Here is a 21,857-nt window from a genome sequence, read left to right on the forward strand (position 1 = left end):
TAGCGAGAAATTCCACGGAAAACAAGTATAATTTGGTCATTCAACCAATTTAAGTGAATCACGCATGTCGAGGAAGCCAAATTCGGAGCAGCGCCGCGCGCAGATCGTGCAAGCCTTGCTGGACACGATGGCCGAACATGGCTACGAAAAGGCCACCATCCAGCTGATCGCGCGCCGCGCGGAGCTCACGCCCGGCCTGCTGCACTACCATTTTCACAGCAAAGCCGATATCTTGCTGGCGCTGGTGAAGGCGCTGGCCGCAGCGGCGCAGCAGCGCTACTTTGCGTTCGCGCAGAACGCTGCCGATGCCGATCAGCGTTTGAAAGCCTATATCGATGCGCGCGTGGGACTGGGCGAGGGCGCCGACCCGGGCGCGGTGGCGGCGTGGGTGGTGATCGGTGCGGAAGCGGTGCGCCAGCCCGAGGTGCGCGCCGCCTACCAGCACGCGATCGATACCGAAATGACGCTGCTGCGCGAGCTGCTGTCGGCCAGCCTGGCCGCACACGGGAAAAGCACGGCCAATGTGCACGCGCTGGCCGCAGCCTTGCTGGCCATGATGGAGGGGACCTTCCAGCTGGCCAGCGCGGCCCAGGCCAGCATGCCGACGGGGTACGCGGCGCCGATGGCCACGCAACTGGTGCGCCGTTTTATCGACGCCGAGCCGCCGGCCTAGTCGTCGCTGGCGGTCACGCGCCAGCCGTTTCCGGCCTGCGGCGGCAAGGTCGCCGCGTCGCCATCGCGCGTGGCGACATTGAATTGCGCAATGCCGCCCGGGTGGCCGTACGCCCACGCCATCCATCCGGCGCCGCTCATCAGCCAGGCCAACGCGCCATCGTCGCGCTCCAGCCGCTGCGCGCGTACCGGGCCGGCGTCGATGCGCAGCCACAGTTCGCGGTAGCCGCCGTCGATGCCGATTTCTTCGACCTTGTCGGCACCATCAAAACGCATCGTTCCCGCGTCGATACCGGGGCCGAGCGCGGGAAAGGCGATCTCGGGATGCCATTCGCAGCGTGCACCTTCCACCACCGTGGTACCGGCAAAGCCGCGCGAGTCGATGTGCCAGCGCGCCGATTGGAACCACAGCACCAGTGTCGTGGTGTCGCTGCTGCCGTCGCTGCGCCAGATGCCTTCGCGCCGCCACAGGCCGGGGTACTCGCGCGGCACCGTCATGTCAGGTCGGCCTTGTCGAAATAAATGGTGCCGAGGATGCGCGCGCCGCCCAGCTGGCGCGCCAGGGCGGCAGCCGTGGTCTCTTCAAGCGCCTTTTTCGGCACCTCGACCGTATCGTTGGGCGCACCCGGGCGCGTGCGGAACGCGACGATATGGTCGAAGTCGGGGCGGCTGTCGATCTGCTTGACCAGGAAGCGCGTGGCGCCGCTGCCCACCTGCAGGTAGCGCGCCGTGCCGCTCACCGCGAAGCGGGGCAGCAGGGGCCGGAACAGCAGCACCTTGTCGACCATGATCGACGTCCCTTTGTGCCGGGTAGCACCGCCATGCTCGAAGTGGCCTTCGACCAGGTCGGCGTTAAACGCGCGCAGCGGGGCGTCGCTGTCGGGCGCCAGCCGGTCCAGGTCGAAATTTTCGGGGGCGATGGTCCACAGCGCCGTCTTGCCATCGAGGCGGCGCCGCAGCGCCGCGTCGAGCGCCTTGTCGGCCATCCCGATTTGCAGGATCACCTGGCGGTCGTGCGGCGCATGCATCATCGGCAGGTGCGAGGCATACAAGCCATCGGCGCCGCCGAACAGCACCATGCCGTGCTGGCCATGGTGCGGCTTCACGGGCGATGCACCGATGCGTCCGATACAGGCCAGCAGCGCCGCGGCGCCGGCGCCGCGCAGGACAATGCGGCGCGCGTTCATGCGTGCGACCCGTGAAGCGGCAGGGTAAGGCGGAAGGCCGCGCCCTGGTTCGGCGCGCTGTCGACATCGAGCGTGCCGTCGTGCGACTCGGCCAGCTGGCGCGCGATGTACAGGCCCAGTCCCAGGCCTTCGCGCACATCCTTGGTGCCGGCCCGCTCGAACGGCGCGAAGATGCGCAGCTGGTCTTCCGGCGCGATGCCCACGCCCTGGTCGCGCACCACGATGATGGCGTAGCCGTCGCGCGCTTCCAGGCTGATTTTCACCGGTTTGCTGCCGCCGTAGCGCAGTGCGTTGGTGAGCAGGTTGATGATGATCTGCTCGACCCGGAACTCGTCCCACACACCCGCCACGGGTGCGGGCGCATGCAGCTCGATGGTGCCGCCGGCCGCCTCGGTGCGCTGGGCCAGGTCGCTGACGATGCGCGAGAGCAGCGCCGACAGCTCGGTTTCGGCCGGGCGGATCGACAGCTTGCCGCTGCGGATGCGCGAGACGTCGACCATGTCGTTAATCAGGCGGATCATGCTCTGGATCTGGCGCCCGTCACGCGCCACCATCTTGCGCATGTTCTCTTCGCTGAAGGCGGCCATGTTGCCCTTGTCGAGCTGCATGCCGCGCAATTGGGTTTCCAGGAACAGGGTGTTGAGCGGCGTGCGCAGTTCGTGCGCGACCATCGACATGAAGTCGTCGCGCATCTTGAGCGAGCGTTCCAGTTCGACCTGGGTGGCGCGCAGCTCGCGCCGGCTCTCTTCCAGTTCGGCCACCTGGCGCTTGACTTCATTGCGCTGCTGGCACAGGGCCACGAACACATTGACCTTGCTCTTGACGGCCGCGATGTCGAGCGGCTTGTAGAGGAAGTCGACGGCGCCCGTCTCGTAGCCCTTGAAGGCGTAATTGAGCTCGCGCCCGGCCGCGCTGACGAACACGATCGGCACGTTGCGCGTGCGCTCGGTGCCGCGCATCAGTTCCGCCAGTTCGATGCCATCCATCCCGGGCATCATGACGTCGAGGATGGCCAGCGCGAAGTCGTGTTCGAGCAGCAGCGACAGCGCCGCCTCGCCCGAATTGGCCTGGTAGACGATGCGGTCTTCCTGTTCGATGATCTTGCTCAGTGCGAGCAGGTTCTCGGGCAGGTCGTCGACGATCAGGAGCTTGATTTTTTGTTGGTCGCTCTTCATTGGATTTCTTTCATCGCCGCCATCAGCGTGCGGATGGCGGGCACGGGCAGCACGGCGTCGGGTGCGCGCAGGCGGATCGCGGCCAGCGGCATGGTCGCAATCTCGGCATCGAGCGGGTCCTGCACCACGGTCAGGCCGCCGCAGGCGGCGATGCGCGCCATGCCGGCGGCGCCATCGGCGCTGGCGCCGGTGAGCAGGATGCCGGCCAGGCGCTCGCCGTAGGCGTCGGCGGCGGACTCCATCAAGACATCGATGGCGGGGCGCGAAAAATGCACCGGGTCTTCCTGGCTCAGTGAAAAACTGAAGTCGCGTTCGATCGACAGGTGGTAGCCGGGCGGGGCGAAATAGACGCTGCCCGCCTCCAGCGGCATCTTGTCATCGGCCTGGCGCACCGGCATCGCCAGGCGCTGCTGGAAGACTTCGGCCAGGCGGCTGTCGCGGTCGTCCGGCAGGTGCAGCACCACGATCACCGAAAAACCGAAGTGCCGGGGCAGCACCGGCAAAATGCGCAGCAGGGCGTCGATGCCGCCGGCCGAGGCGCCGATCACCACGGCGTCGATCTTGCGCCCGGCCAGCAGCGCGTTATGGACGGCGGTCATGGCGCCACCTTGCGAAACACCCGCTCGGCCTTGGCCAGCGGTTCAAACGAGTCCGCGTGCGCCGAGAAATCCAGGCTTTCCTTGCTGCCCAGGCCAAGAAAACCACGGTAGCACAGGGACTCGTGGAACAGGCCAAGCGCGCGGTCCTGCAGCTTGCGGTTAAAGTAGATCATCACGTTGCGGCAGCTGATTAAATGGGTTTCGGAGAACACGCTGTCGGTCGCCAGGCTATGGTCGGCGAAGATGACATTGTCCACTAGGCTGCGGTCGAACAGGGCGCCGTCGTAGGCGGCCGTGTAGTAGTCGGAAAACGCGGCGCGTCCGCCCGCCATCTGGTAGCTGGCGGTGTAGGCGCGCATGCGCTCGAGCGCGAACACGCCCTTGCGCGCGCGGTCGAGCGAATGCGGGTTGATGTCGGTGGCGTAGATGATGGCGCGCTCGAGCAGTCCTTCTTCCTTGAGCAAAATCGCCATCGAGTAGATTTCCTCGCCGGTGCTGCAGCCGGCGATCCAGATCTTCAGCGAGGGGTAGGTGGACAGGTGCGGCATCACGTGTTCGCGCAGCGCCTGGAAGTAGGCGGGGTCGCGGAACATCTCGCTGGTCGGAATCGTCAGGTACTGGAGCAGCTGCATGAAGGCGTCCGGATCGTGCAGCACGCGCGACTGCAGTTCCGAAATGCTGGCGCAATCCATCTGGTGCAGCGCGTGCAGCACGCGGCGCTTTTGCGAGGCGCCCGAGTAATCGCGGAAGTCGTAGCTGTATTTCAGGTAGATCGCCTCCATCAGCAGGCGCAGTTCGATGGTGATGCTGTCCGGTGCATTCATCAGAGCCGCTCCATGCTCGGCAGCCATACGCGCAGCAGGGAGTACAGGCGGTCAAGGTCGATCGGCTTGGCCAGGTAGTCCGACGCGCCAGCCTTCATGCACTGTTCCTGGTCGTCCTTCATGGCCTTGGCCGTGATGGCGATCACCGGCAGCTTGGCGAAGCGCGGGTCGGCGCGCAGGCGGCGCGTCGCTTCCAGGCCATCCATCCCGGGCATCATCACATCCATCAGCACCAGGTCCATATCCGGGATCTGGTCGAGCCGTTCGAGCGCCTCGAAGCCGTTGCGGCCCACTTCGACCGTGATGCCTTTCTGTTCCAGCGCGCTGGTGAGCGAGAAGATGTTGCGCACGTCGTCGTCCACCAGCAGGATGCGGCGCCCGTCGAACACGCGGTCGCGGCTGCGCACTGTTTTCAGCATGCTCTGGCGCTCGGCCGACATCTGCGACTCGACCTTGTGCAGGAACAGGGTCACTTCGTCGAGCAGGCGCTCGGGCGAGCGCGCGCCCTTGATGATGATCGAGCGCGAATATTTCAGCAGCTCGGCTTCCTCGGCGCGGGTCAGGTTGCGGCCGGTGTAGACGATCACCGGCGGGAACGAGACGATTTCCTCGGCCGCCATCTTGCGCAGCAGTTCGTGGCCCTGCATGTCGGGCAGTTTCAGGTCGATGATCATGCAGTCGTAGACGCCGGCCTGGAGCAGCGCAAAGGCTTCGCCGCCGCTGGCCACTGCGGTGATCTCGACGTCGGCGTCGTCGATCAGCTGGACCACGCTCTGGCGCTGGCGCTCGTCGTCTTCGACCAGCAGCACTCTTTTGAGCTTCTGGGTGAATTTGCCTTCGAGCGTGCGGAATACCTGCTTGAGGCGGTCGCGCGTGGCCGGCTTGATCACGTAGCCGATCGCGCCCAGTTGCAGCGCCGCTTCGGCGCGGTCGTTGGCCGAGACGATGTGCACCGGGATGTGACGCGCGCGCGGATTGTCCTTGAGCTTTTGCAGCACGTCCAGGCCCGAGCCGTCGGGCAGGCCCAGGTCGAGCAGGATGGCGTCGGGCAGGAAGTCGTTGGCCGCTTGCAGGCCGTCGGCGGCGCTGTGCGCCACCAGGCAGCGGTAGTGCATTTCGTGCGCCAGGTCGAACAGGATGCGCGCGAACGAGGCGTCGTCTTCGATCACCAGCACGCTGCGGCCGCCCGCGACGGCGCGCTCGCGGTCGTCGGCGAACACCGGCGCGCGCAAGGCCGATGCGGGCGCCGCCGGCGCCATCGGCGGCGCCAGGGCGGCGCGCGGCGCGGCCGGTACGGCGGCATCCGGCGTGCCCGGGGTGCAGGCCGGCAGGGTGGGCGGTAGCAGCAGGGTAAAGGTGCTGCCCTTGCCGGGCGCGCTGGCAATCGCGATCGAGCCGCCCAGCAGGGCCGCCAGGTCGCGCGAGATGGACAGGCCCAGGCCCGTGCCGCCGTAGCGCCGGCTGGTGGTGCCGTCGGCCTGGCGGAACGCTTCGAAGATGATCGCATGCTGGTCGGACGCGATGCCGATGCCCGAATCGCGCACCACGAACGCGAGCATGCCGTCCGCGCCGGCTTCGATGGTCAGCGAGACCTGGCCGGCATCGGTGAACTTGATCGCGTTCGACAGCAGGTTCCTGAGGATCTGCTGCAGGCGCTGGCCGTCGCTGTGCACCGTGAGCGGAGCGTTCGCGTCGACGGCGGCGGTGAAGCTGAGCTGCTTCTGCCCTGCCAGCGGGCCGAAGGTGTGGCGCATGCTGTCGGCCAGCTCGGACAGGGCGATGTCTGCTGGTGTCAGTTCGAGCTTGCCCGCTTCGACCTTGGAGATATCAAGGATATCGTTGATCAGGTTGAGCAGGTCGTTGCCGGCCGCGTAAATGGTGTTGGCGAACTGGATCTGCTCCGGTTCGAGGTTGCCTTTGGCGTTCTCGGACAGCAGCTTGGACAGGATCAGGGAGCTGTTCAGAGGCGTGCGCAGTTCGTGCGACATATTCGCCAGGAACTCGGACTTGTATTTGCTGGCGCGCTGCAGGTCGAGCGCGCGCTCTTCCAGCTGGTGCTGGATCACGCCCAGGGCGCTGTTCTTTTCATCGAGCGCGTTGGCCTGTTCGGCCAGGCGTTCGTTGGTCTGCTCCAGTTCCGCCTTCTGGTTTTCGAGGATGGTCTGCGATTCTTCCAGCACGCGCGACTGCTCTTCGAGTTCCTCGTTGGCGGTGCGCAGTTCTTCCTGCTGCACCTGGAGTTCTTCGTTGAGCTGCTGGGTTTCGGCCAGCGCATCGTGCAGGCGGCGGCGCGCCAGGGCCGCATCGATGGCACGGCCGATGTTGGGCGCCACCAGTTCCAGAAATTCCAGGTCGCGCTTGCGCGGTTCGTTCAGGAAGCCCAATTCGATGACGCCATTGGCCGCGTCGTCATTGTCGACCGGGATCAGGACCAGGTGGCGCGGGCTGCCGCTGCCGATGCCGGAACTGACCTTGAGGTAGTGGTCGGGCAGGTTGCCCAGCATGATAGGGCGTTTGGATAACAGCACCTGGCCGACCAGGGTGTCGGCGCCGTTGAAGCGGACCTCGCGCTCGGCTTCTTCGCGGCTCATGCCGTAAGCGGCGACGCGGCGCAGGCTGCCGTCTTCGTCGCGCGCGTACAGGGCGGCGACGGCCGCGCCGGTGTAGTCGGCCATGAAGTCGAGCGCGGCGCGGCCAAGGCTGGACAGGCTGTTGTGGCCGATGCTGCGTTCGGCCAGCTTGGTCTGGCCGCTGCGTAGCCAGGCCTGGCGTTCCAGCGCTTCGCCGTGGGTGCGGTGCTGGTCGATGGCGTCGCCGAACACTTCCGACAGGCGCATCAGTTCGCCGCGGCCGAAGTAGGCCAGCAGGCCGGACAGCAGCAGGCTGATCAGCAGGTACAGACCGACGCCCCAGCGCGTGACACGCTGGGCGGATTCGTTACGCTGTTGCAGCAGGCGCTGCTCGACCGCGAGAAAGTCGTTGAAGGTCTTGCGGATTTCGTCGAAAGCGACCCTGCCGCGCCCGCTGCGCACCAGGGTGATGACATCGTTATTGGCGCGCCGCAGGGCGATGGCGCTGTTGGCGTACTCGGTCCACTGGTCCTGCATCGCGATGATCTGGCGCAGGCGCTCGACCTGGGGCGGATTGTCCGCCACCAGCTTGGTCAGCGCTTCCATGGTCGAGACGGTCTTGGCCTTGGACAGGGTGTAGGGGGCGAGGAAGGCTTCGTCGTTGCTCAGCAAATAGCCGCGCAAGCCGGATTCCTGGTCGACCGACAGCTTGGCCGCTTCATTGGCGTGGCCGATCACCCTTTCGCTGTGTTCGACCGTGCTGAGCACCGACAGCAGGTAGGTGATGACGGCGACGAAAATGAGCGCGCTGCCCACGCCGATTGCCAGCGGTAACGCGACGTTGCGGGCGAGGATGCGGCGAAATCCGGTCTGGTCCATCGTTTTGGCGCTGGGCATGCGTTCTTCCACGTAAAAGGTGGAAGTTTATATGAAAAGAAATATTTAACGCGCAAGATTCGGGGCGGACCTTGTACAAGTGTCAGGGGCTGTTCGGCGCGCTATTGCTCCACCTCGATCATATTATCCCCCGGCTTGCGGTCGATCAGCTTGTTGTCCGGATCGATGCCGGCCTTGTACGGTCGCGCGCCGACGACCATGGTCACGCTCACGGTATTGCTGTCGACGATGCGCCGTTCGCGCAGCAGCGGCTTGCCATCCTTGTCGTCGACACCGAACTCGATCACGTCTTTCAAGGGCGCTTCCGTCTCGTCGCCAAGTTTGCCGGCGCGCAGCTTGAGGGCGCTGGCGCGCAAGCTCACCTCATACTTGCCGTCCGCGCGCCTGCTTGCCATGGCGGAGGTGGCGCGGTTCTCGTAGAGGACGATGTGCTCGAACAGGTCGTCGATCAGGTAGGCGTGTTCGGGCGGCGCGGCGCGGCGCAAGGCATCGGTCAGCGCCAGCACGCTCGGATACGGCGCGCCGTGGAAGGCGTGACGGGTCAGCAGCTCGTGCAGCACGGCGTTGATCTTCTCTTCCCCCAGCACGTCCTGCAGCCAGTACATGGCCAGCGCACCCTTTCGATAGTGGATGTAGCCCTGGTTTTCATTGAGCGCCAGGGGCAGCTCGTACTTGGTTTCCAGCGCCCGTCCCATCAGATACTTGTCCAGGTTGTAGCGCAGGAAGCGGCGCATGCGCTCCGGGCCGACCTGCTGCTTCATCACCATCAGGGCCGCATATTCGGACAGGGTTTCGCTCAGTACCGTGCTGCCGCGCGTGTTCGAACCGACCAGCTGGTGGCCCCACCACTGGTGCGCCACTTCATGGGCCGCCACGTAGAAGGGGTAATCGATATCCTTGGGATTGTTGTCGTCGACCCGCGCGATGAAGCCGATGCTCTCCGAAAACGGCACCGTGCCCGGAAACGATTGCGCAAACGTCTCGTAGCGCGGGAACTCGACCACGCGCAGTACCTTGTGCTGGTAAGGGCTGAAATGCTTCGAATTGTATTCCAGACCGGCCTTGACCCCGCGGATCATGCGCTCGACATTGAAAGCGTGGCCAGGATGGTAATACACGTCGATCATCACATCCTGCCAGCGGTCGTGCCGCACTTCATAACGGGCCGACTGGAAGGCATAGAAATTGAGGATCGGCTTGTCCATGCGGTAATGGAAGTAGCGCCGTCCGGCCGACATCCATTCCTTTTCCAGGGTGCCGGGGGCGATCGCCACCTGGTCCGCACTGGTGCTGATGACGGCGTTGAAGTCGATCCAGTCGGCGTCCACGCTCAGCGCGTTATTTGCCAGCCCGGCCGGGTCAATGGGCGAGCGCATCGGCGCATGCGGGGCCAGGCCGTGGCGCTTGCGGTCGCGGTCGTTTTCCAGTTCGAGCGCCGGCTGGTAGCCGATGCGCGGCAACTGGCCATTGTTGAAGAAGGTGCCGTTGGCGATGACCGGGGTGTCCGATTCCAGGCCGAGCACCCCGCGCGGCTCGAATTCCACGTCGAATTCGAGCGCCATGCCTTGTCCCGGCAACAAAGGCGTGCCCAGCTTGTAGCCATAGAAGCCGTGCTCGCGGTCGCTGACCAGGGGCGTGATTTTCTGGCCGAAGCGCACCTTGAGGCTGGCCAGCCGGTCCTCGGTGAGGTACACCTCGGTCACCGGCGCCGTGCCCTTGTTGCTGAGTTGATAGACGCCGGTGATCGTCAGGCGGCGCTGTTCGGGCACGATCGCCACTTTCAGGTCGACTCGGGTGATCCGCGGCTGCGCCAAGGCCGCGTATTTCTTGTAGCGCAGCTCGTACTGGGCGCGGGTGCGGTCTTTCTGCCAAGCGGTCTGGTAGTCGCCTTCGATGTGCAGGCTGTAATACAGGACGGCGCCGCTGCCGGCGAAGATCGCCAGTCCGGCCGCGAAGGTGGCCAGTACCGGCAGGCTCAGGTTGCGGCGCGCCAGCTGGATGCGGCTGCCCAACTCGTCGTTGCAGCCGCGCGGCCAGAACACCAGCGAGGCGACCATCAGCATCAGCGCCGCCCCGCCCCAGTACAGCTCGAACCAGCGTTCGCGCACCAGGAAGTGGCCGTAGCCGTTCATGTCGGAATACATGAAAGACGGCGAGGTGCCGTACAGCAGCATCGGATGGTCGAGGCCGAGCGAACTGAAGGTCAGGGTGGCGAAGTAATACAAAATCATCGCGAAGTAGGCCAGGTACTTGTTGTTGATCAGCACCTGCAGCGCGATCGCCAGCACCGCCAGTAGCGCGTACTGGGGCAGCTGGATCAGGAACAGGCTGTGCAGGTAGAGGCCGACGTCGATGGCGAAGTAGCCGCGGAACAGCTGGATCAGCATGCCGGCGATCATCACCAGCACCAGCATCAGCACTTGCAGGCCGATCAGGGCAAACAGCTTGGACAGCATCGGCAGCCAGCTCGGCAGCGGCAGGGCGTCGAGCATCTGGGCCACGCGCGCCTCGCGTTCGCGCCAGACCAGTTCACCCGCGTAAAAGGTGGTCACGACCAGCATGAACAAGGAGAACGCCGCGCTGATCAGTTCCAGCACCTGGTAGGTGACCGGATAGGTATTGGTGCCGTACATGGAACCGAGCTTGACCGAGGCGCCGAACACGGCCAGCACGCCAGCCAGGGCGATCACGGCGAAGTAGACATCCTTGACCGATTCGCGCAGGTTGAGCCAGGTCGACCTGAGCAGCAGCAGGGCCAGGCTGCGCTGCAGGAAGTCCGGCGTCTCCTGGGACGCGATGGCGCTGTGCGACAGTTGTTGGGGCACATCGCCTTCGGTGCGCCCGCCCGCGCGGCCGGGAGCCGCGGCGGCGAACTGGAAGCGCCAGTAACCGAGCAGCAGCACCACCAGCGCGAAGCCGCACCACAGGGCACGGTTGTACAGGAACACGCCCTCGAAGGGAATCGCGCGGCTGTTGCGCTCGGCGATGGTCCAGTATTCGGTGATGCGGATCAGGGCGGTGGTGCCGAAGGGATCGATCAGGGCGGCCAGGGTCTTGTAGTCGAGGTCGCGCGCCAAGGAAGGCGCGACGATGTAGCCGATCATCATCACCACGCTGGCCACGTACACCGGCAGCATGCGCCGGGTCAGGGCTGCCAGCACGAAGAAAATCGCGCCGAAGATGACGATGTTGGGCAGGATCAGGAAGGCATACGGGCGCAGGTACATCCAGGCCCCGGCCGGGCCCAGGCGGTCGGCTTCGATGCCGGGGATGTAGGTGCCCAGCCAGGCGCCCAGCACGATGCTGGAAAACACCACCGCCAGGGTCAGCGCGGCCCCGAAAAAGCGCCCGAACACGTAATCGTGCTTGGCGATCGGCGCGCTGAAGAAGAAGTGGTGCATGTCGTACTCGAAATCCTGCTGCACCGAGCGCCCCATCATGGCGGCCATCACGATCACGCCCAGGCAGCCGAGGAAGGCCACCGTCAGCGCGATCGAGCGCGGGGCGTTGATGAACAGGCGCCCGCCGAAGGTGACGTAGGCATCCTTGAACACGCCGCCAGCGGCGGCCATCCACAGCATGGCCAGCGCGAAGAACATGCCGAAGTAGACCCAGGTCGAGAGCAGCTTGAGCCGCTGGCGCGCTTCAAACAGGGTGATTGCCCACATGGATGCCACCTTCAACAGTTGCTGGCCGCGACGTGGCGTCCGGCGATGGTGGCGAAGTAGACATCTTCGAGGTCGCCGGCGGCCGGCTCGAAGCCATCCCCAGGATCTTGCTCGGAGTACACGTGAATCAGGGTGCGGCCGGTCAGCAGGCGGGTCGAGATCACCGCGTGTTCTTTCTGGAAATGGGCCAGCTCGTGCTTGGCGACGAAGCGCGCCCAGATGTGGCCATCGATCTCGTCGATCAGCTTTTGCGGCTCGCCGCACAGCAGCACGTGGCCCTTGTTGATGATCGCCATGTTGGCGCACAGATCGGAGACGTCCGACACGATGTGGGTCGACAGCACGACGGTCTTGTCGTCGCCGATATCGGAGAGCAGGTTGTGGAAGCGCACCCGTTCCTGCGGGTCGAGGCCGGCGGTCGGTTCATCGACGATGATCAGTTGCGGATCGCCCAGCAAGGCTTGGGCGATGCCGAAGCGCTGGCGCATGCCGCCCGAAAACGTGCCGAGGCGCTGGTTGCGCACTTCAAACAGATTGGTTTGCTGCAACAGGCCGTCGACCACTTCGCGGCGCCGGCCGCGCTGCGACAAGCCCTTGAGCACGGCAAAATGGTCGAGCAGTTCGTAGGCCGTGACCTTGGGATACAGGCCGAAGTCCTGGGGCAGGTAGCCGAGCAGGCGGCGGATATCGTCCTTGTCGTCGAGCACGTCGAGGTCGCCGAAGAAGACCGACCCCGCATCGCACTCCTGCAAGGTGGCGAGGGTGCGCATCAGGGTCGACTTGCCGGCCCCGTTCGGGCCGAGCAGGCCGAACATCCCGCTGGGGATGGTGAGGGTAACTTTATCCAATGCAACTACGCCATTGGCATAGGTCTTGGATAAATTCCTGATGCGTAATTCCATGCCTGACTCCTGATACGGTCGCTGTGCGTACGCCCGGCGGGTAGCCGGATGCACTGTCTAGAGTTGCATTGTATAAAATTTGACCGCGCCACGGCCGTCCGTTGCGACGCACCGCGATTTGATGGGCTCAGATTGCACAAATGGGGGAGTGGATGAGTGGCCAGCGCCGCCTGCTTGCCCCGTCGCCCCCGCGCCTGCGCCTCCGCCGTCGCCCCTGTCGCCCCGCGCCTTCCCCCGTCGCCCCCGCGCAGGCGGGGGCCCAAGTTGTCAGCTCAGTCGTCGGCTGCGGAGCGAACTTGGGGGGAACGCATGCGTTCCCGCCTGCGCGGGGGCGACGGCGGTAAAGTCTGCGACAGGGGTAAGGTCTGCGATGGTGGCGAGGCCGGTCGCGTGTCAATGGCGGCGGCGCTGATGTCGGAATGCGCCGTCAACCTTAACTCCGAAACAACACATCCTCCCGGTTGAACCACCACCTGCACCACGCCAGCAGCGCCCCGGCGATCAGGGTGGTGGAGAGCAAAATGGCTGAAAACATGCGGTAATCCATGGTGCCCTTCACCAATTCCTTCATCGCCAGCGACACATTGGTCAGGGGCACCATCGACCAGAACCAGTTCAGCTCCACGCCGGGAAGCATGGCCAAGACGATCGGCACGATCAGCAGCATCATCAGCGGCGAAATCATGCCCGACGCTTCCTTGTAGCTCTTGGCATAAATCGAAATCGACAGCAGGATCGAGGCGAAGATGGCGGCCGTGGGCACCAGCATCAGCGCCACCATGGCCAGGTCGCGCGCGCCGATCGCCCGCACCATCTGGGCCAGGCCGCCTTCGAGCGAGCCGCCGAACAAGGCCAGCAGCAAACCCATGCTGGCCACCATCAGCAGCGCCGAGGTCAGGCCCACCGTAAACAGCACCAGGAACTTGGCCATCACCAGCGCCGTGCGCGAAATCGGCGCCAGCAGCAAGGTTTCGAGCGTGCCACGCTCCTTCTCGCCGGCGCCCAGGTCGATGGCCGGATACATCGCCGCCATCAGGCACACCATCAGCAAGATGTAGGGCAAAAAGCCGCCCACCAGCGCCCCCATGCGCTCGCGCGTGCCGGCGGTCGACAGTTCTTCGAGCTCGATCGGATTGAGGGCGAAGCGCAGTTCGGCGCTGCTCATGTTCATGGCCGACAAGGCTTGCTCGCGCAGCGCCCCGTTGTGGGCGTCGATCACGGCGGCCACCCGCTTGCGGGTCATGTCGAGCGCCACCGCGTTGTTATAGTGCAAAGTGACTCTCGCCTGGCGGTGCGCCGCCATCGCTTGTTCGAAGCCGGGCGGAATGACGATGGCGAAATGGATGCGGTCGGCATCGATGGCGGCCTTGATCGCGCCTTCATCGGCCAGCGGCACCTCGCGCAAGCCTTTTTCGCGCGCGAAGCGCTCGCTCAGCCCGGGCGCGTTCTCCTTGCCGAACAAGGCGTAGGTCAATTCCTTGTGCTGTGCTTTCTTGAAAATGGTCGACGACAGGTAGCCCAGGCCGCCGAAAATCATCGGCATGGCGACGATCGGCAGCAGCAGGGTAAAGATGAAGGTCTTGCGGTCGCGCAGCAATTCCAGCAATTCCTTGAAATACACGGTCCACATGGCTCAGTCGTCCTGCTTGATGACGTGGACGAAGGCGTCGACCAGGTCGCCGCTGCCGCCCAGTTCGCGCAGCTCGGCCACCGTGCCGTTGAAGGCGCTGCGGCCGCGGTTGATGATGCAGACCCGGTCGCACAGCTTGTCGACCTCGTGCAGGTGGTGGGTCGAAAAAATCAGGGGAATGCGCAGGGCCTTGTAGCTGGCGATGAACTCGAGCAGCACGCGCGCCGACATCACATCGAGCCCGGTGGTCGGTTCGTCCAGGATCACCACCCGCGGTTCGTGCACCACGGTGCGGGCGATCGCGCATTTCTGCTTCATGCCGGTGGACAGGTCGTCGGCGCGCTTGTGGGCGTAGGCGTGCATGTCGAGTTGCTCGAACAGATCGTCGCAGCGCTGCTTGAGGCGGGCCGGGGCCATGCCGTGCAGGCGCCCGAAATACTCGACGTTCTCGCGCGCGCTCAGGCGCCCGTACAGGCCGGTCGAGCCGGACAGGAAGCCGACCCGCTGGCGCGCCCGCAGCGGATCGGCCACGATATCGATCTCGTCGATGAAGGCGCTGCCGGCGTCCGGGCGCAGCGCGGTCGAGAGGATGCGCAGGGTGGTGGTCTTGCCGGCCCCGTTCGGACCAAGCAGGCCCAGCACTTCACCGGGCGCGCAGGCGAAACTGACATCGCGCACCGCATGGAACCAGCCATCGCCCTCGCGCACGTCGCGCTGGCGGGCGCGCCGCTCCTTGTGCACCGGCGCGGCGAAGCGCTTGGCCAGGTGTTTCACCTCGATCATCGGGTTCCTTCTCTCAAAGCGTGAGGGTAGCACGCACAAATTCACGGCGGCAAGCACGGCAGGCCGCCACAGCGGGTCGGAAATGTGGATAATGGGGTCATGGACAGTGCCATCAAAGAAAAAGTACTCGCCGTCGCCGGCAGCGGGCGCAACGCGGCCGAATGGACCGCGTACTTCCGCGTCACCCTCGGCCTGTACTACCTGGCCGGGCTGATGACGTCCGACACCATCGATTTCAAGAAGGTCGACCGCGCCTTCAACCAGTTCATCTACCATACCATCGGCAAGGGCCACACGATCACCAGCGTGCTGCAGTTCATGAGCGGGGCGAAAGTGGTGCCGGTGGTGTCGTCGCCGCGCTTCGCCGCCGCGTTTTCCGAACATTGCCCGGACGTGCCGTCCGACACCATTCCATTTTTGTTGCAGCTGAACCTGGGTGTGGCGAAAAACATTTCCGGCATCGATGTCGCGGGCCCGCTGCTCGACTGGATCGAGCGCCAGACCGCCCCGGCCCCGGACACGGTGGAGGCCGAGGCGGCGGCCGCCGTGCGCGCACCCGGCGACCCGCCCGGGCCGGACGTCCTATAATGGCGTTTTCTCGCTACCGGGGCAGCGCGCATGTCAGCACAACGATCCATCAATCCACTCGACCAGCTGATCGTCAGCATGGACAAGGCCCTGCGCGTGATCGCTGGCGTGGCATCGGCATCGCGGCCGACCCCGGCGACGCACGCCGATGACGGCCAGCTCGACGAAGCGGAACAGCGCCACAGCGCCGGCCTGATGCGGGTCAACCACGTGGGCGAAGTGTGCGCGCAGGCGCTGTACAACTCGCAATCGCGCTTTGCCAGGACCGAGGCGATGCGCGATCAGTTTGCCGAGGCGGGGCGCGAGGAAGAGGATCACCTGGCGTGGACGGCCCAGCGGCTGGCCGAACTGGGATCGCGGCCGAGTTTGCTTAATCCCTTGTGGTATGCGGGGGCCTACGCGCTGGGCACGGTGGCGGCGCAACTGGGCGACGCGCGCAGCCTGGGGTTTGTGGTCGAGACCGAGCGCCAGGTTGAGGCGCATCTGAACAGCCATCTTGATTTGCTGCCGGCGCAGGATGCCAAGTCGCGCGCGGTCGTGGACCAGATGCGGATCGACGAGATTGCCCATGGCGCGGCGGCGCAGGCGCTGGGCGCGGTGGAAGTGCCGCTGCCGGTGCGCGGGGTGATGAGTGCGATGGCGAAGGTGATGACGACGACGGCGTATTACGTTTGATGCTGCCGTAAGTGCCTCTGAGCACACGCGTCGTTTGCCATTACGCCCGTCGTTGGCAGGCCATCCGCCCCTGTCGGTTCTGCCACTGGCAGAACCGACTCCGCGCGCGCCCCCCGTCGTCGTCGCCGCGCCCCCCGTCGTTCCCGCGCAGGCGGGAACGATGGGGGGCGAGAACGACGGGAGGGGGGCGCGGGAACGGCGGGGCGCGCGCAGGAACGACGGGGGCTTACCCTTCGATAATTTCAAACGAATGCGTGATCTCGGCCATCTTGGCCAGCATGATCGACGCCGAGCAATACTTGTCGTGCGACAGGCTCACCGCGCGCTCGACCGCGCCCGGTTTCAGGTTCTTCCCCGTCACGATGAAATGAAAATGGATCTTGGTAAACACCTTGGGATCGGTTTCCGCGCGCTCGGCCTTCAGGCTCACATCGCAGCCGCGCACATCCTCGCGGCCGCGCTTGAGAATGAGCACCACGTCATAGGCCGTGCATCCGCCGGTACCGAGCAGCACCATTTCCATCGGCCGCGGCGCCAGGTTGTGGCCGCCGCCTTCCGGCGCGCCATCCATGCTGACCATGTGGCCCGACCCCGTCTGCGCCCGAAAACTCATGCCCGTGGGACCGTTCCAGCTGACTGTGACTTCCATTCCATTCTCCGGTAATTGTTTCCGGCCTATTGTAATGGAGCCCGCGCGCCCGCGCTGAGCGGGGCTTACACCGACAGCACGTAGCGCTCGCTCTTCATGCGCCAGCTGGCGAATGCGACCGCGCCCAGGGCCGGCAGCATCGAACTGAAAAAGGTCAGCACGAACGGCAGCGCGCCCAAGTCCTGGCCCTTGGCCAGCTCGCGCAGCAGGGTCTGGTTCGACAGCATCGGCACCAGATACATCCACGTTGCCGTTTTCAGGTCCAGCACCGACACCGCCACCCCTGGCAGCATCGGCAACAGGATCACCAGGCTGAGCATGCTCTGGGCTTCCTTGAACGATTTCGCATTCATCGCCAGCGCGATGTGCAGGCCGGCCGCGAACAGCGACAGCGGAATGGTCGACAAGCACACCAGGGCCAGCTGGGCCGAGGTAACTCTCCAGCTCATGCCGATTTCTTCCAGCGGCAGCCATGACAGCACGGCATGCGCCAGCGCCAGTTCCAGGGTGATGCCGATCACGGCCAGGGAGCCGGCCGCCAGCCACTTGCCGGTGATCAGCGACCACGGACTGGCCGGCTGGGCCATCAGCACTTCGAGCGAGCGCCGCTCGCGTTCGCCGGCGGTGCTGTCGACCGCCGCCGACAGGCCGCAAATAAACGCCGGGAAAAACAGAAATCCGAGAATGGCGCCGATCAGGCCGGCCGAGCGCGCCGCCGTGCTGCCGGTATCGAAGCGTTGCAGGCGCACCGGCGCCATGGTGGCCGGCGAGACCCCGTGCGCCAGCAGGCGCGCGCTGCTGATGTTCGAACTGTAGCTTTGCAGTACTTCTTCGATATCGCGCTGGCGCTGGCTGTTGTCGCCGGCCGAGTCGTACCACAGCTCGATGCCGGCCGGCCGCATGGCCTGGTAGTGTTCGCCGAATTTGGGATCGAGGCGCAGCAGGGCCACCACCTTGCGCCCGCGCAGCAGCTCGCCGATGGCCTCTTCCTTCATCTCTGGCATCGGCACGATGGTGATGTTCTTTTGCTTGAGCTGGGCCATCAGGTTGGGCGCCTGGGCGCCATTGACGACGGCCAGTTCCATGCCTTCGCGCTCGGAGCGGGTAGCCCTGCCAATCTGCTGGTTGAGCATGTAGCCGAGCATGAGCGGATACATCAGGGTGAACAGGGCCAGCAGGACCAGCGCGCGGCGGTCGCGCAGGGTTTCCTTGAATTCCTTGAGAAAGACGACCAGGAATGCCGGCTTCATGCTGCGATTCCTTCTTCGCCCACCAGGCTGACAAAGGCATCCTCGAGGTTGGCGATGCCGGTGCGCCGGCACAGTTCCTGGGGCGAGCCCTGGGCCACGGTATGGCCCTTGGCGATCACGATCACGTCGTCGCACAGATGGGTTACTTCCTGCATCACGTGGGTGGCCATGATCACGCAGCAGCCTTCATGCCGCAGGGCGGTGAGCGCGCTGCGCAGGGCGCGCGTGCTCATCACGTCCAGCCCGCGGCTCGGTTCGTCGAGCAGCAAGTGGCGCGGCTTGTGCAGCAGGGTGCGCGCCAGCGCGACCTTGATGCGCTGGCCTTGCGAAAACCCCTTGGCGCGCCGCTCCAGGATGTCCTGCATGGCCAGCAGGTCGGCCACTTCATCGATGCGGCGCTGCACCACGGCCATGCTCATGCCGTTCAGCTCGCCGAAATACGCCAGGTATTCGCGCGTGCTCAGGCGCTCGTACAGGCCGAACTGGTCGGTCAGGAAACCGATATCCTTGCGCACCGCCATCGGATTGAGGGCCGGGTCGATGCCGCCGATGCTGATGCTGCCCTGGTCGCGCTTGAGCAGGCCGACCAGCAGGCGCAGCAGGGTGGTCTTGCCAGCCCCGTTCGGGCCGAGCAGCGCCGTGATGTGGCCGTCGGCGGCCGTGAAGCTGACCCCGCCCAGCGCTTGCAGCGAGCCGAACTGTTTGCGTACATCGTTTACAACAATCATCGTGGCCTCGGGCTAGTCAGGGGTGCGGACCGGCGCTGCCGATCTGGAAATTGGCGGCCGGAATGTCATTCAGGCAGTGGGCGATCACCGGTTTCTGCGGCGCGTCGAGAAATTCGCGCAGCAGGCGCGGCGCGCAGCCGAGCGCGGAAATGCCGTGGCCGGCGTTGGCCACCACCAAGTGCTGGGCCTTGGGGATATGGCGCGCGGCGGCCTCGGCGCGGCGCGGCGGCGTTACCGGATCGAGCGCGCCCGACAGCAGCAAGGCCGGCGCCAAAATCGGGCTGGGCGCGCGCCAGACGACGGCCGGCACCTTGAGCGACTTGCACAGCTCGACCAATTGCCCGGCCCGGCCACCGCCGAGGAAGGAATTGTGGGCGTCTTCGGCCAGCAATTGCGGCGTCATGCGCGGATAATCCTCGGCGCAGATCACAGCCATGTGCAGCACCAGCGCGGTGCCGCCTTCGCCCGCCAGGTCGCTGGCGACGTTGCGGCGCGCCACAAAAGGAGCCCAGCGTCCCAGGTGGGCGCTGTGGATCAGGAAGGGCAGGCGGCGCCCGTCCAGCGCCGAATACAGCACGTTGTGCACCGTGCTCAGGAAGCGCTCCTTGGTCAGGTTCATGTGCAGGGGTTCGGCGGTGCGCGGATTGGCCAGGGTCAGCGCCACCGGGCCGGCGCTGACCCTGGCCAGCAAGCCGTCGAATTCGGCGCGCAGCGCGGGGTAAGCCTGGTTGCAGTCGGCGTCGGCCGCGCACTGGCGGAACAGGGCTTCCAGCGCCGCCTGGCCGTCGCGCCCGCCGGCCGGAATGATCTGGTCGGGCGCGGCCACGCCGTCCAGCACCAGGCTGCGCACCGCATGCGGAAAGGCGCGCGCGTAGGCCTGGCCGAGGCGGGTGCCGTACGAGGCTCCCCACACGTTGATGGTCTGGTAGCCGAGCGCCAGGCGCACCTGCTCGATGTCGCGCGCGGCGTGTTCGGTGGTGTAGGCCGACAGCGGCTGGCGCACCGCGGCCAGGCAGGCGCGCACGGCGGCCATCTGCTCGTCGTCGTTGAGGTTCTCGGGCAGGGTGTCGTCTTCGCAGTCGAGCTTGCCGGAGAGGCCGGTGCCGCGCTGGTCGATGAAGACGATGTCGCGGATGGCGCGGGTGCGCCGGAACATGGCGTTCAGCACCGGCAGCACGTCGCTGCCGGCCTGGCCGGGGCCGCCCGCCAGCACGAACAGGGGATCGGGGCGCGCCGATTCGCGGAAGGCCGGCGCCACGGTGATATGCAGGTTCAGGGTGGGGCCGGTAGGCTGGCGGTAATCGAGGGGCACGGCCAGGGTAATGCAGCGCAAGCCTTCTTCGGAACCTGGCAGGTGGCAGGTGCGGCCGCCCGGGGCGGCGGCGGGGCAGGACGGCGCCAGGGCCGCCAGCAAGGAGAGCAGTGAAGCGGCAAGGCGATATTTCAATTTCACGAGGTCTCCCGACGATGAGTGCTCAGGCATAGTAGATTGACACTGTTTCCGGGGTCAAGAAAGTTTTTTTCGGTTAATGAAATCCCGGCTGTGCTGAAGTCTAGAGCCGGGTTTGTCGCCGACGTTTGCGATTTGTCTAGAGATGGCGCCGATGTCATTTCGCCACCATCGGAAGGGTGCTCGACGGGCTTGACTCGGCCGTGGGGAATGCGCTATAGTAGCCGGCTTTCCGTTTGCTCAGGAAAAGACAATAAGGCAGAGTCCGTAGGCAGTTCGAGCGGAACCACCATTTGAGCGATTTAATAAGTTTTATATTTAGGAAGTCAACATGAAAACTTTTTCCGCTAAGGGACATGAAGTCCAGCGCGATTGGTTCGTGGTTGACGCGACGGATCTGATCCTCGGACGTGTTGCCAGCGAAGTGGCACTCCGGTTGCGCGGCAAACACAAACCCGAATTCACTCCGCACGTCGACACGGGCGATTTCATCGTCGTGATCAACGCAGGTAAACTGCGCGTGACCGGTACCAAGGCAACCGAGAAGACGTACTACCGTCACTCGGGCTACCCAGGTGGTATCTATGAAACCAACTTCAAGAAAATGCAAGAGCGTTTTCCTGGTCGCGCGCTTGAAAAAGCGGTCAAGGGCATGCTGCCTAAAGGCCCGCTTGGCTACGCCATGATCAAGAAGCTCAAAGTGTACGCGGAAGGTTCCCACCCGCACGCTGCCCAGCAACCTACAGCACTCGTGCTGTTCAAGTAAGGAGCTGACATGATCGGTAACTACAATTACGGCACCGGCCGTCGCAAGAGTGCAGTCGCTCGCGTCTTCATCAAAGTTGGCACTGGCCAGATCATCGTTAACGGCAAACCAGCCGCTGACTACTTCTCGCGCGAAACGGGCCTGATGGTCATCCGTCAACCGCTGGAACTGACCGGCAATGTCGAGCGTTTCGACATCAAGGTCAACGTTCACGGTGGTGGCGAGTCCGGCCAGGCTGGCGCGGTTCGTCACGGCATCACCCGTGCACTGATCGACTACGACGCATCGTTGAAGGGCGACCTGGCACGTGCCGGTTTCGTTACCCGCGATGCACGTGAAGTCGAGCGTAAAAAAGTTGGTCTGCGCAAAGCACGTCGCGCAAAGCAATTCTCGAAGCGTTAATTTGCTTCTGCCGCGCACTCCGGTGCGCAGCCCTCAAAAAAGCCGCCGACTGCAAAGTCAGGCGGCTTTTTTGTTTTGGTTTCCTTCACCGGGGTCTGACCTCTGATTAGCAATTAATTGCTGCGCGGCGCGGAAAATCGGGACGTCTCATTGCTCCCCACAGAAAATCGCTCATATTTCATGAAATGGGTCTAACTTCGTGCTGGAAAGGCGGTGACCTACAAGCCGTCAATGGCTGTCGTTAAAAATGTTGCTAATCAGAGGTCAGACCCCTGTGTTGAGAGGTCAGACCCCTGTGTTGGGGGCGGGGTCTGACCTCTGATTAGCAATCAATTGCTGTGACCTCTGATTAGCATTCACCGGGGTCTGACCTCTGATTAGCAATTAATTGCTGCGCGGCGCGAAAAATCGGGACGTCTCATTGCTCCCCACAGAAAATCGC

The 21,857-nt window shown here is 64.8% G+C and carries 19 protein-coding genes; 5 read left to right on the plus strand and 14 right to left on the minus strand.

Annotation, left to right across the window (positions count from 1 at the left end; all coding sequences use genetic code 11):
- Positions 1 to 64 precede the first annotated feature (64 nt).
- Positions 65 to 673, plus strand: coding sequence for a TetR/AcrR family transcriptional regulator (locus IV454_RS13060; RefSeq protein ID WP_206091794.1), 609 nt, complete (start codon positions 65 to 67; stop codon positions 671 to 673).
- Here IV454_RS13060 and IV454_RS13065 read toward each other — a convergent pair.
- The 10 genes from IV454_RS13065 to IV454_RS13110 all read right to left on the minus strand — a co-directional run bounded on the left by IV454_RS13065 (position 670) and on the right by IV454_RS13110 (position 14,907).
- The gene (locus tag IV454_RS13065; protein ID WP_206091795.1) at positions 670 to 1,170 is read right to left on the minus strand and encodes a hypothetical protein; all 501 of its coding nucleotides are present in this window, start codon (positions 1,168 to 1,170) and stop codon (positions 670 to 672) included. The two genes, IV454_RS13060 and IV454_RS13065, sit on opposite strands and share 4 nt — an antisense overlap.
- The gene (locus IV454_RS13070; protein WP_206091796.1) at positions 1,167 to 1,859 is read right to left on the minus strand and encodes a hypothetical protein; all 693 of its coding nucleotides are present in this window, start codon (positions 1,857 to 1,859) and stop codon (positions 1,167 to 1,169) included. The genes IV454_RS13065 and IV454_RS13070 overlap by 4 nt, the downstream gene beginning before the upstream one ends.
- The gene (locus IV454_RS13075) at positions 1,856 to 3,034 is read right to left on the minus strand and encodes a hybrid sensor histidine kinase/response regulator (RefSeq protein WP_206091797.1); all 1,179 of its coding nucleotides are present in this window, start codon (positions 3,032 to 3,034) and stop codon (positions 1,856 to 1,858) included. Before IV454_RS13075 ends, IV454_RS13070 begins: the two co-directional genes overlap by 4 nt.
- Positions 3,031 to 3,633, minus strand: a complete 603-nt coding sequence (locus IV454_RS13080) for a chemotaxis protein CheB (RefSeq protein ID WP_206091798.1) — start codon at positions 3,631 to 3,633, stop codon at positions 3,031 to 3,033. The genes IV454_RS13075 and IV454_RS13080 overlap by 4 nt, the downstream gene beginning before the upstream one ends.
- Positions 3,630 to 4,457 (minus strand): CheR family methyltransferase, encoded by an 828-nt coding sequence (locus tag IV454_RS13085; RefSeq protein ID WP_206091799.1) that lies wholly within the window; start codon positions 4,455 to 4,457, stop codon positions 3,630 to 3,632. The genes IV454_RS13080 and IV454_RS13085 overlap by 4 nt, the downstream gene beginning before the upstream one ends.
- Positions 4,457 to 7,924: a response regulator gene (locus IV454_RS13090; RefSeq protein ID WP_206091800.1), complete on the minus strand. Its 3,468-nt coding sequence runs from the start codon at positions 7,922 to 7,924 to the stop codon at positions 4,457 to 4,459. Before IV454_RS13090 ends, IV454_RS13085 begins: the two co-directional genes overlap by 1 nt.
- Before the next feature lie 101 nt (positions 7,925 to 8,025).
- The gene (locus IV454_RS13095) at positions 8,026 to 11,592 is read right to left on the minus strand and encodes an ABC transporter permease/M1 family aminopeptidase (RefSeq protein WP_206091801.1); all 3,567 of its coding nucleotides are present in this window, start codon (positions 11,590 to 11,592) and stop codon (positions 8,026 to 8,028) included.
- An 11-nt stretch (positions 11,593 to 11,603) separates the two neighbouring features.
- Positions 11,604 to 12,494: an ABC transporter ATP-binding protein gene (locus tag IV454_RS13100; protein WP_054266280.1), complete on the minus strand. Its 891-nt coding sequence runs from the start codon at positions 12,492 to 12,494 to the stop codon at positions 11,604 to 11,606.
- 433 nt (positions 12,495 to 12,927) lie between these two features.
- Positions 12,928 to 14,124: an ABC transporter permease gene (locus IV454_RS13105; protein WP_206091802.1), complete on the minus strand. Its 1,197-nt coding sequence runs from the start codon at positions 14,122 to 14,124 to the stop codon at positions 12,928 to 12,930.
- A 3-nt stretch (positions 14,125 to 14,127) separates the two neighbouring features.
- Positions 14,128 to 14,907 (minus strand): ABC transporter ATP-binding protein, encoded by a 780-nt coding sequence (locus tag IV454_RS13110; protein WP_206091803.1) that lies wholly within the window; start codon positions 14,905 to 14,907, stop codon positions 14,128 to 14,130.
- Between the two features lie 99 nt (positions 14,908 to 15,006).
- Between IV454_RS13110 and IV454_RS13115 the strand changes: the two genes are divergently transcribed.
- Positions 15,007 to 15,495, plus strand: coding sequence for a hypothetical protein (locus IV454_RS13115; RefSeq protein ID WP_229522213.1), 489 nt, complete (start codon positions 15,007 to 15,009; stop codon positions 15,493 to 15,495).
- A 30-nt stretch (positions 15,496 to 15,525) separates the two neighbouring features.
- Positions 15,526 to 16,170, plus strand: a complete 645-nt coding sequence (coq7, locus tag IV454_RS13120) for a 2-polyprenyl-3-methyl-6-methoxy-1,4-benzoquinone monooxygenase (protein WP_206091804.1) — start codon at positions 15,526 to 15,528, stop codon at positions 16,168 to 16,170.
- 226 nt (positions 16,171 to 16,396) lie between these two features.
- Here the strand turns inward: coq7 and IV454_RS13125 are convergent, their stop codons facing one another.
- The 4 genes from IV454_RS13125 to IV454_RS13140 form a co-directional block, all read right to left on the minus strand.
- Positions 16,397 to 16,819: an OsmC family protein gene (locus tag IV454_RS13125; RefSeq protein WP_054266285.1), complete on the minus strand. Its 423-nt coding sequence runs from the start codon at positions 16,817 to 16,819 to the stop codon at positions 16,397 to 16,399.
- A 65-nt stretch (positions 16,820 to 16,884) separates the two neighbouring features.
- Positions 16,885 to 18,069 (minus strand): ABC transporter permease, encoded by a 1,185-nt coding sequence (locus IV454_RS13130; protein WP_206091805.1) that lies wholly within the window; start codon positions 18,067 to 18,069, stop codon positions 16,885 to 16,887.
- Positions 18,066 to 18,797, minus strand: coding sequence for an ABC transporter ATP-binding protein (locus tag IV454_RS13135; protein WP_206091806.1), 732 nt, complete (start codon positions 18,795 to 18,797; stop codon positions 18,066 to 18,068). Before IV454_RS13135 ends, IV454_RS13130 begins: the two co-directional genes overlap by 4 nt.
- Before the next feature lie 16 nt (positions 18,798 to 18,813).
- The gene (locus IV454_RS13140; protein WP_229522215.1) at positions 18,814 to 20,250 is read right to left on the minus strand and encodes an alpha/beta fold hydrolase; all 1,437 of its coding nucleotides are present in this window, start codon (positions 20,248 to 20,250) and stop codon (positions 18,814 to 18,816) included.
- Between the two features lie 328 nt (positions 20,251 to 20,578).
- Here IV454_RS13140 and rplM point away from each other — a divergent pair, with 328 nt between their 5' ends.
- Positions 20,579 to 21,013, plus strand: a complete 435-nt coding sequence (gene rplM, locus IV454_RS13145) for a 50S ribosomal protein L13 (RefSeq protein ID WP_054266289.1) — start codon at positions 20,579 to 20,581, stop codon at positions 21,011 to 21,013.
- 9 nt (positions 21,014 to 21,022) lie between these two features.
- Positions 21,023 to 21,415, plus strand: coding sequence for a 30S ribosomal protein S9 (gene rpsI, locus IV454_RS13150; protein ID WP_054266290.1), 393 nt, complete (start codon positions 21,023 to 21,025; stop codon positions 21,413 to 21,415).
- Positions 21,416 to 21,857: the final 442 nt, after the last annotated feature.

The sequence above is a fragment of the Massilia antarctica genome (assembly GCF_015689335.1).
Taxonomy (GTDB): domain Bacteria; phylum Pseudomonadota; class Gammaproteobacteria; order Burkholderiales; family Burkholderiaceae_D; genus Telluria_A; species Telluria_A antarctica.

What these genes read in the sequence shown, in the direction of transcription:
- IV454_RS13060 (WP_206091794.1), top strand. Translation starts at nt 65, where the DNA reads ATGTCGAGGAAGCCAAATTCGGAGCAGCGCCGCGCGCAGATCGTGCAA.
- IV454_RS13065 (WP_206091795.1), bottom strand. Translation starts at nt 1,170, where the DNA reads ATGACGGTGCCGCGCGAGTACCCCGGCCTGTGGCGGCGCGAAGGCATC.
- IV454_RS13070 (WP_206091796.1), bottom strand. Translation starts at nt 1,859, where the DNA reads ATGAACGCGCGCCGCATTGTCCTGCGCGGCGCCGGCGCCGCGGCGCTG.
- IV454_RS13075 (WP_206091797.1), bottom strand. Translation starts at nt 3,034, where the DNA reads ATGAAGAGCGACCAACAAAAAATCAAGCTCCTGATCGTCGACGACCTG.
- IV454_RS13080 (WP_206091798.1), bottom strand. Translation starts at nt 3,633, where the DNA reads ATGACCGCCGTCCATAACGCGCTGCTGGCCGGGCGCAAGATCGACGCC.
- IV454_RS13085 (WP_206091799.1), bottom strand. Translation starts at nt 4,457, where the DNA reads ATGAATGCACCGGACAGCATCACCATCGAACTGCGCCTGCTGATGGAG.
- IV454_RS13090 (WP_206091800.1), bottom strand. Translation starts at nt 7,924, where the DNA reads ATGCCCAGCGCCAAAACGATGGACCAGACCGGATTTCGCCGCATCCTC.
- IV454_RS13095 (WP_206091801.1), bottom strand. Translation starts at nt 11,592, where the DNA reads ATGTGGGCAATCACCCTGTTTGAAGCGCGCCAGCGGCTCAAGCTGCTC.
- IV454_RS13100 (WP_054266280.1), bottom strand. Translation starts at nt 12,494, where the DNA reads ATGGAATTACGCATCAGGAATTTATCCAAGACCTATGCCAATGGCGTA.
- IV454_RS13105 (WP_206091802.1), bottom strand. Translation starts at nt 14,124, where the DNA reads ATGTGGACCGTGTATTTCAAGGAATTGCTGGAATTGCTGCGCGACCGC.
- IV454_RS13110 (WP_206091803.1), bottom strand. Translation starts at nt 14,907, where the DNA reads ATGATCGAGGTGAAACACCTGGCCAAGCGCTTCGCCGCGCCGGTGCAC.
- IV454_RS13115 (WP_229522213.1), top strand. Translation starts at nt 15,007, where the DNA reads ATGGACAGTGCCATCAAAGAAAAAGTACTCGCCGTCGCCGGCAGCGGG.
- coq7 (WP_206091804.1), top strand. Translation starts at nt 15,526, where the DNA reads ATGTCAGCACAACGATCCATCAATCCACTCGACCAGCTGATCGTCAGC.
- IV454_RS13125 (WP_054266285.1), bottom strand. Translation starts at nt 16,819, where the DNA reads ATGGAAGTCACAGTCAGCTGGAACGGTCCCACGGGCATGAGTTTTCGG.
- IV454_RS13130 (WP_206091805.1), bottom strand. Translation starts at nt 18,069, where the DNA reads ATGAAGCCGGCATTCCTGGTCGTCTTTCTCAAGGAATTCAAGGAAACC.
- IV454_RS13135 (WP_206091806.1), bottom strand. Translation starts at nt 18,797, where the DNA reads ATGATTGTTGTAAACGATGTACGCAAACAGTTCGGCTCGCTGCAAGCG.
- rplM (WP_054266289.1), top strand. Translation starts at nt 20,579, where the DNA reads ATGAAAACTTTTTCCGCTAAGGGACATGAAGTCCAGCGCGATTGGTTC.
- rpsI (WP_054266290.1), top strand. Translation starts at nt 21,023, where the DNA reads ATGATCGGTAACTACAATTACGGCACCGGCCGTCGCAAGAGTGCAGTC.